Annotated in this window: 8 protein-coding genes; 4 read left to right on the top strand and 4 right to left on the bottom strand. The window is 44.1% G+C overall.

Features of this window, described 5'->3' with window-relative positions:
- The coding region (locus AC55NX_RS20115) for a sigma-54-dependent transcriptional regulator (protein WP_496997348.1) at positions 1-1,106 on the bottom strand (1,106 nt) is incomplete at its 3' end.
- A 313-nt stretch (positions 1,107-1,419) separates the two neighbouring features.
- Between AC55NX_RS20115 and mobA the strand changes: the two genes are divergently transcribed.
- Entirely contained in the window at positions 1,420-2,010 is a 591-nt protein-coding gene (gene mobA, locus AC55NX_RS20110) for a molybdenum cofactor guanylyltransferase MobA (protein WP_496997347.1), read from the top strand.
- 33 nt (positions 2,011-2,043) lie between these two features.
- Entirely contained in the window at positions 2,044-2,592 is a 549-nt protein-coding gene (gene mobB, locus AC55NX_RS20105) for a molybdopterin-guanine dinucleotide biosynthesis protein B (protein ID WP_496997346.1), read from the top strand.
- A 73-nt stretch (positions 2,593-2,665) separates the two neighbouring features.
- Here the strand turns inward: mobB and nagK are convergent, their stop codons facing one another.
- The 3 genes from nagK to AC55NX_RS20090 all read right to left on the bottom strand — a co-directional run bounded on the left by nagK (position 2,666) and on the right by AC55NX_RS20090 (position 6,379).
- Entirely contained in the window at positions 2,666-3,577 is a 912-nt protein-coding gene (gene nagK, locus AC55NX_RS20100) for an N-acetylglucosamine kinase (protein WP_496997345.1), read from the bottom strand.
- A gap of 256 nt (positions 3,578-3,833) precedes the next feature.
- Entirely contained in the window at positions 3,834-5,900 is a 2,067-nt protein-coding gene (locus AC55NX_RS20095) for a methyl-accepting chemotaxis protein (RefSeq protein ID WP_496997344.1), read from the bottom strand.
- Between the two features lie 137 nt (positions 5,901-6,037).
- Positions 6,038-6,379, bottom strand: a complete 342-nt coding sequence (locus AC55NX_RS20090) for a DUF3802 family protein (RefSeq protein WP_496997343.1) — start codon at positions 6,377-6,379, stop codon at positions 6,038-6,040.
- Positions 6,380-6,678: 299 nt separating this feature from the next.
- On the opposite strand from AC55NX_RS20090, the gene AC55NX_RS20085 reads away from it, so the two are divergent.
- Complete coding sequence (locus tag AC55NX_RS20085; RefSeq protein ID WP_496997342.1) at positions 6,679-7,548, top strand: fructosamine kinase family protein; 870 nt, start codon at positions 6,679-6,681, stop codon at positions 7,546-7,548.
- A 124-nt stretch (positions 7,549-7,672) separates the two neighbouring features.
- Positions 7,673-8,251 (top strand): riboflavin synthase subunit alpha (locus tag AC55NX_RS20080; RefSeq protein ID WP_496997341.1); only part of this gene is annotated, 579 nt, incomplete at its 3' end.

Genomic DNA, 8,251 nt, shown 5'->3' with positions numbered 1-8,251 from the left:
TCATGCCAATAATCATTAGGGGATTTATTTATAATCAAGCATCGCTCAATCAGATTAATAACTTCTCTTACATTTCCCGGCCAGTTATATTTACCCTGATCAAAATCGTATTCATTTAACCACACGGGTATAGGAAGTGATAATTGCTTACAAAGGCGCCGAGTTAAATAAGGGAATAATTCCCTTAAATCACTCAATCTATCACGCAATGGTGAAATATTCATTTTTAATACTGACAAGCGTTCATATAATTCTCTGCAAAACCCATTGTCCCTGACAATATTGATCATCCCTTTCGTACTTGCGGATATTAAACGAACATCAATCAAATACGATGAACTTCCCCCTTGCGACTGGACAGTTCGCCCTTCCAATAACTGAACCAAAATATGTTGAAAATCGGCAGAGATATTTTCAATACCATCCAGAAATAGCGTGCCATGATTGGCAAGGCGTAGTGAACCACCATGATGAAATAACCGCTCTGTAATTAATGCATCCGAATGTATATCCGCACAATTCACCACCACGAAAGGCCCGACTCGTCCACTCGCTTCATGGATAGCCCGGGCTACCAACTCTTTCCCCGTGCCGGATTCACCCTCAATCAAAACGGGTGCTTTTGACGGTGCATACTGCATGATCTGTTGCTTAAGATATTTCGTTCTATCCGAATTGCCAACAATCGTTGTCTGGTGATACTTGTCTAATGCCTGTGTCAGCACGGTATATTTTTGGGTTTCAATCAACCGTTGTAAGGCACACTTAACAGCCTGCTGAATCTGATGCTCATTTAATGGGGGTAATAGGTAATAGCGTCCTTGAACAAGGTCTGATTTGAGTTCATTTTCAGTCAACAGCAGCAATATTTCGCCTTCAAAACGTGACGAAATTTGAGCAACTTCATGGGGTTGGCACCCATTGACATCCAGAATAATCAAGTCATAAAGCGCCAATAACTTACTATCATCCTGAAGATTACTGATGGTATCTAATCCGGAAACCAACCCAGATAAAGCACGAACAAACTGCACCTGAACTTCTGGCTGCTGGCTAATCATCAGTACAGAAAAGGTCAGAAATTGTCGTTCGGTCAGGAATTTCACAAGTATGATTCTCGGCTATATGATCCACTACTTTCAGGAAAAGATGTTTATTATTCAGAATAACATACGGAATATTGTCGCCTACCATGGCGTTATTGTCACCATTTCACCTAACGATTCATCAAATCCATGTCATTTCTTCAATTGTTTCGTGATCTTATTTCAAAAGTAACCAAATCAGAAACTCCCATGCACATCACCAGCCAGACAGCGGCATTGTCGTTAAACCAGCTTGCAGTTAACAAGATTGTAGTTGAGATAAATTATGATTGAGATAAAGTGACAGCCTGTCTCGGTATGAAGTAAATACAATATGCTTGAAGAACATCAAATTACTTGGGTGATTCTTGCCGGAGGTCAATCTTCGCGGATGGGTGGTCATGATAAAGGACTGTTAGTTTATCAGGGACGGCCATTAATCCAGCGGGTGATTGACGCGCTGCAACCTCAGGTCTCCTCTCTTTGGATCTGTGCCAATCGTAATCAAGCGGCTTACCGGCAATACGCCCCCGTCATTGAAGATCTCTATCCGGATTACCCCGGCCCCTTGGCAGGACTACACAGCGCCTTAAAACATGCTAAAACGGAATGGGTTGGCATGCTTCCCTGTGATGGTCCTCAAGTCAGCCACGATTTGGTTCAGCGTTTCTGTCAGGCAAGCGAGAGTGGCGGAAAGGTCTATGTCGCTCATGACGGTGAAAAATATCAGCCGGTCTATGCCCTCGCTCACCGTTCTGTTCTCACTCAGCTTGAACACTTTTTAGAACAAGGCGAGCGAAAAGTAATGCGTTTTTTTGATCAAATCGGGGCCCGTCCCGTTGATTGTCACGATATTCAGGCGATGTTCATGAATGTGAATACTCCAGAACAACTGTTAAATCCGAAAGATCAACAGCTGGCCTGATCCCGAAACAACCTGCTGAGGTAGATCATTCACATGACCAGTCTTTCAGACAAACTGCCCAATATCCCGGTGCTCGGCTTTGCGGCTTTTTCCGGAACCGGAAAAACAACACTGCTTGAGTCTTTGATTCCCCGATTGATTGCACGTGGTATCCGCGTGGGGGTTTATAAACATTCACATCACGTCGTCGAACAAGATAAACCCGGAAAAGATAGTTTTCGGCTACGCAAAGCGGGGGCATTTCAAACCTTACTTTCGACACCGGAGCGAGCGATTCTGACCACCGAATTTCCCGAGGCATCAACACCCCCCGATTTTTATCATTTACTACACCAATTTGATACCGAGCGTCTGGATTTAATTCTGGTTGAAGGATGTAAGGAACAGCATTTTGCCAAAATTGAGTTACACCGTCACAAATTAGATAAACCATGGCTCTATCCTGATGACCCGGATATTATTGCCGTCGCAACGGATCGCGTTATTTCTTGCCCGCTGCCTTGTCTAGATCTGAATGATGCCGCTCAGATTGCTGAATTTGTGATGCAATATGTACAGGATTTTCCGTCTCACATGAAATGAAAGGCATGGCAGCCTGAATAAATCAGACTGCTACACCACAATAGAACAAGACTGATATGCGATATGGTCGTATTCAAGGTTGAAGGTTTAAAAATGCAGCGCCCCGGACGCCACCAGTTGCGCCATATTTTGCTTTTCTGATTTCCGGACATTGTGCGATGGGTAACAAATAGCGTGGGATTCGCTGCGGCAACTCCTGATAGAGCTGTTCAAAATTTGATAATCCGCCACCAAGAACAACGGTATGTGGATCATGGGCGGTAAATAAATTCCCGAGACATATCGCCAGAAGTTCGATGAAAAAATCAATAAAGTCGCTTGCTGTTGCATCACCGGCGTAAAAGTTGTCAATGATCTCGACGGCAGGTTTGAATTGTCCGTGCCGATGTTGATATAACCCCTCAAACCCGCGACCAGAAATATAGCTCTCCAGACACCCCTGCTGGCCACATCCGCATTGGAATAAAGGCGGATTGTCTCCTAACCAAAACCACGCATCAATGGGTATCCGCGTATGTCCGACTTCTCCTGCGACATGATTTCTGCCGGAAAATACTTCACCGCAATAGACTAGCCCGCCGCCAAATCCAGTCCCTAAAATGAGGCCCATCACCGAAGGACAGTCCCGCAGCGAATCATCCCATGCTTCAGACAAGATAAAACAGTTCGCATCGTTTTCTAACCGGACGGGGCGTTGCAGACGTTGTTCCAAGTCCCGACGTAAACAACGGCCATTGACACTCGGAATGTTAACCGCCAGCAGTGTGCCATCATCAGCACGTTCTGTCCCGGGCAGCCCTAAACCGACTTGACCCACACAGCCCAAAATTTCATCATACTTTTCAACCTGCGCCGCGATCACCTCGATAAACCGGTCATAACATTTCAGCGGTGTTGGCAGTTGTTCGGTTGCGACTCGGGTCAATGTTGTATCGAATGCACCAAACTCAATTTTCGTTCCACCGACATCAAAGCCGTAATACATCTCGCAACCCCTCTATAAATACTGTGATGGTCTTGGATGGGCTCCCTGACTGGTGAATGCAGATGCATCCGCATCTCTGTTTTATATTGACAAGGCCCATAAAGATTTGGATGTGACGCCACTATTTCATGGCACAGCTTTTCATGGCACAGCTTTTCATGGCAAAGCTTTGAGCGAATCCAATGCGGATATGATACATCCAGAAATGAATCGGTGCCAAACAAGATGCCTGGCACCGAGATAAAATAGATGAGGTTTAAGCGGATGCTGTGGTGGTTGATATTGCTGACAATTGATATTGTGACAACATCGTCTGTTGCTGATTTGCGATGTCAGAAACCTGCCCGGCACTACCGACAACTTCCTGTAAACTTAACGCCGTATGCTGTCCCTGTTCAGCAATTAACGCGATGGAATGATTCACCTCTGCCGTGGCTTTTTCTTGCTGTTCCGCCGCGACAGAGATCTGTTCAACACGCGTACAAATGCCTTGAACGGATAATTCAATCGAAGTGAATGACGACTTAACTTCTTCCCCTGACTGTAATGCCAGTGACATCTGCTCGCGTGAATCATTCACGGCCTGACGTGATCGATTTGCGGATGAAACCAACTCTGACATGAGTTGACGAATGTTGGTTGTCTGTTCAGATGTACCGCTGGCTAACTTTCTGACTTCATCGGCAACCACAGCGAACCCCCGGCCCTGCTCTCCCGCTCTCGCAGCTTCTATTGCAGCGTTTAAGGCAAGCAAATTGGTATTCTCAGCAATCCCACTGATCAGATTGACCATGCCCTGAATCTGATCAACCCGCTCAACTAATTCATTCATGGCATCATCACTACTGTCCAGCCGAGCATTGAGAGATTTCAATGCATCCTGATTCTGAAGCAGTACTTCGAGCCCTTTTTGGGCATGAGCAACGGACAGTTGGCTTTCCTGATGGGTATCACCGGTAATTGATGCAATTTCGCTAATCGAAGCTTCAATTTCGGTCATGGTGGTGCTCATTCCTGCCAGTGCTTCATTTTGGCGCGTCAAACGTCGTTGACTACTTTCTGAAGCTTGATGACTGATTTCAGAGGCCTGATAGAGTGATGAGGAGGTTTCCGTGACTTGATTGAGTGACAGACGGATGGCATCAACCACTTCATTCAGATTTCTCGCAACCTTTCTCAACTCTGACGGGCCTGATTCAATCAGATTATCCGAGAAGTCTTTTTGTGCCAGAGAATGCAATTCTGTCAGGATATGACGCAGACTATGTAGTACCCAGCGGCGTAAAAGAAACCATACGATAACCAAAACAATAATCGCAACCACCATGAACCACACCTGAGCAGTGGTTGTCAGGCTGAGCGTCTCTTTCACCAGAGACTGATTACTCTTAATTTGCTGGCTGGCATCTTGTGAAATCGCATCCAGCTTCTGAATGGTTCCGGTTGCAATACCGATCGCTTGATTGAGTTGCTCATCCTGTTTGTGGATCAGGTCAATTTGTGCCAGCACCTTCTTGATGACACCGTGTTCAGCAAACCCTTTCTCCATGAGTTCATAAGGGGCAGTCAGACTGGCAAATTCAGACACTTCGGGGTACATTTCCCGAAAATCATCGAAAGCCAGTGATACGGCTGACTCACGGGTTCTCAGCGTCTTATAAAATTGTTGGGCAGTCGCTTCATCTTTTTCCATCATCAGCATCAAAAACAAACTTTCCATTTTTGCAGCGTTAGCGACAAAACGGTTTGCGGCGTCCATTGCTTCCGGATTTTCAAAAGCCAGCATGTTGGCAATACGGTTCATTTCTGGTCCGATAGAACTCACGCCATAACGAAAGGTCTCAGCAGCATCTTTTAACTGCACTTGCTCCTTTAACTTCTCAGCTTGTATCGACATCAATGAACGGCTGAGAGAGACAAAGGTATCCGCATCACGAATAATCGTATCAACCTGTTCTTTGGTGAGGCTGCTCTGTTGAGAGGTATAATCGACCTCTTGCTTGAGCTGTTCTAATAAACTTTGTGTGGCATTGATTTTTTGATCAATGCCAGCACGAATCTGGGTGAGTTGATCTTGCTGCGCTGTTCGAATACCAGCACTCATCAGCTTGGTATTCTCTAGAATAGCTTGCACAAGCCGCGCATTGGTAATTGCCAGAGGGAATGCCCGGTTGGATAAATGCTCAAATTGCCCGGCGACAGAATGAAGCCCACGGAGTCCCTGATAGGAAAGCAGCACAACAAACAGAATAAAGGCAACGAAACAAGCGCTGATAATTCTGATAAGGGAGGATGAGGAAAAAAATTTGAAAATATGTAGCATCTGAGTTGGTCATCTGTGAATACCTGCGTTGATGCTAAGAATAAAAAATTTCAGTCGTGTAACAGTTATATGACAAATTTATGACGGTGATAGTTATATCACTAAGATCTAACATTAAAGTAGATTATTTTTCATACTCAGTCATACTTTGCAACAGCTGTATCAAACAGGTTTTTCATTAACGAGATAAACTCATCCAGAAAACTAATCTGCTCATTGGTTGCTTTTTTCTTCCAGCATCCAGCCAGCACTTCTTCCAAATCTTCCGCAACCATATCCGCTTCTTTCAGAAGTTGAAAACGCACACTTGAATGAAGCTCAGGATTTTGTTCGAAAATATCCATAATATTACTTGCAACTAAATCCGTCACAACGTCCTCAACACTCTCCTGACCTATATCGCCTTCGTGCATGAACACGTCGAGATTTAATGAGAGATGCTCGATCAATGCCAAATAGCCTTCGGTTTCTACAACCACTTTTGTACTCCACAATGATTCATGTCTAAGTCAGCGATTACTTCTATTCTAATTATAGAACGCAATTTTTACACTAGTGATGTTCAGAAAATTATTGTTTTTGAACGTTTAGCACAGTCTATCGACAATCTGTAACGAATTTCAAGAACTGAATGTTCAAATCGGAACAGCAGAATATGCATTAAATCACACTATTCAGGGGATGTATCCTATCCAAGTCACTATTAATTATAAAGAATAGGAAAAATGAGTGACTCTCACCTAGACTTACGAAGGCGTCGTTGCGAGGTAATATCGTTATGTGGCAAGGTATCGTAGAACAACTATCACTTACATTAGGCAGAGAATTTCAGATTCACGAGAGACAAAGAATTCATGGCGGTGATATCAATGCCTGCTATGTCATCGGTGACGGATACGATAAATATTTTGTCAAAGTCACGGAGAAAGAAGGACTCTCACAATTGATTTGCGAACAAGATAACCTCAAGGTTCTTGCGCGTAGTCAGAGTGTTAACCTTCCCAAAGTACGATTGGTCGGCAGTTCAAAGACCCATGCCTTTCTTGTGCTGGATTATATCAATTTAAAACCGCTAGAGAGCGGAGAACGCAGCTACCTTTTCGGTGAACAGTTAGCTCGCCTCCATCAATGGGAAGAACAAAAAGAGTATGGTTTTGATCAGGATAACTATATTGGCGTGACCATCCAGCCCAATTCATGGAACAAAAAATGGCATCGTTTTTTTGCCGAACAGCGAATCGGCTGGCAGTTACAACTGCTGTATGAAAAAGGAATCGTGTTTGTTGATATCGACAAATTTGTCGAACTCATCGCTCAACAACTTGGATCTCATCAACCCAAACCCTCATTACTCCACGGAGATTTATGGCATGGTAATGTGGCAGACAACGGATATACGCCCTTCTGTTTTGACCCCGCCAGTTATTGGGGGGATCGGGAGTGTGATATTGCCATGACAGAACTATTCGGTGGATTCGAACCTGAATTCTACCAAGGGTATGAAAGTATTTTACCGTTAGAGCTGTCATACCAAGAACGCAAGCATATTTATAATCTCTACCACATTCTCAATCACTGTAACTGCTTTGGCGGTCATTATCTCGATGATGCGCAGCAGCTGATTCGCTATGTTTTAGAAGAGTCATAATCTCAGAAGAACCATCGTGTGAAATGAATCATTAGCCATGAGAGAAGACGCTAGGAATTAAGGAGCAACTGGTTCAGAATACTGACGACAACATGAACACATGGGTATAACAGGGGAAACAACAATGTTCACAGGTATCATTCAGTCTGTCGGTCTTATCTCATCAATCAGTGACCACAAAGGCATAAGAACATTTAACATTGAGTTTGAACCTGGTTTCTGCAATAACTTGGAAATTGGTGCAAGTGTTGCAGTCGATGGGGTTTGCTTAACGGTTACAGAGATAGTTTCGACCACAAAAGTGAAGTTTGACGTCATGCTGAAAAGTTTGGAGATTACCACACTGAGTGAATACGAACAGAACCAAAGAGTCAATGTAGAACGTGCGGCAAAAGACGGAGCCGAAATCGGCGGCCATCCCCTCTCAGGACATATTGATTTCAAAACATCAGTTCTTGACGTGCAACAAATCGATGATAACTATCGTGTCCGTATATCAGTACCACGCGAATGGGGTAAGTACATTTTCCCTAAAGGTTATATTGCTTTGAATGGTGCGAGCCTGACTGTTTCGGACGTGAATAAAAATGAAGGCTGGTTTGATGTTTGGTTGATCCCTGAAACCCGAAGAATGACAACTTTTGAAGAAAAGCAGAGCGGTTCAAATATCAATGTAGAAATCGAGCGTGGTACGCAAGTCGTT

The sequence above is a fragment of the Vibrio rubrogenes genome (assembly GCF_059641415.1).
The sequence above is the reverse complement of the archived record's forward strand: the minus strand, read 5'-3'. Positions and strand labels throughout refer to the sequence as shown.

Coding starts and splice junctions, on each gene's coding strand:
- mobA (WP_496997347.1), top strand. CDS start 1,420: ATGCTTGAAGAACATCAAATTACTTGGGTGATTCTTGCCGGAGGTCAA.
- mobB (WP_496997346.1), top strand. CDS start 2,044: ATGACCAGTCTTTCAGACAAACTGCCCAATATCCCGGTGCTCGGCTTT.
- nagK (WP_496997345.1), bottom strand. CDS start 3,577: ATGTATTACGGCTTTGATGTCGGTGGAACGAAAATTGAGTTTGGTGCA.
- AC55NX_RS20095 (WP_496997344.1), bottom strand. CDS start 5,900: ATGCTACATATTTTCAAATTTTTTTCCTCATCCTCCCTTATCAGAATT.
- AC55NX_RS20085 (WP_496997342.1), top strand. CDS start 6,679: ATGTGGCAAGGTATCGTAGAACAACTATCACTTACATTAGGCAGAGAA.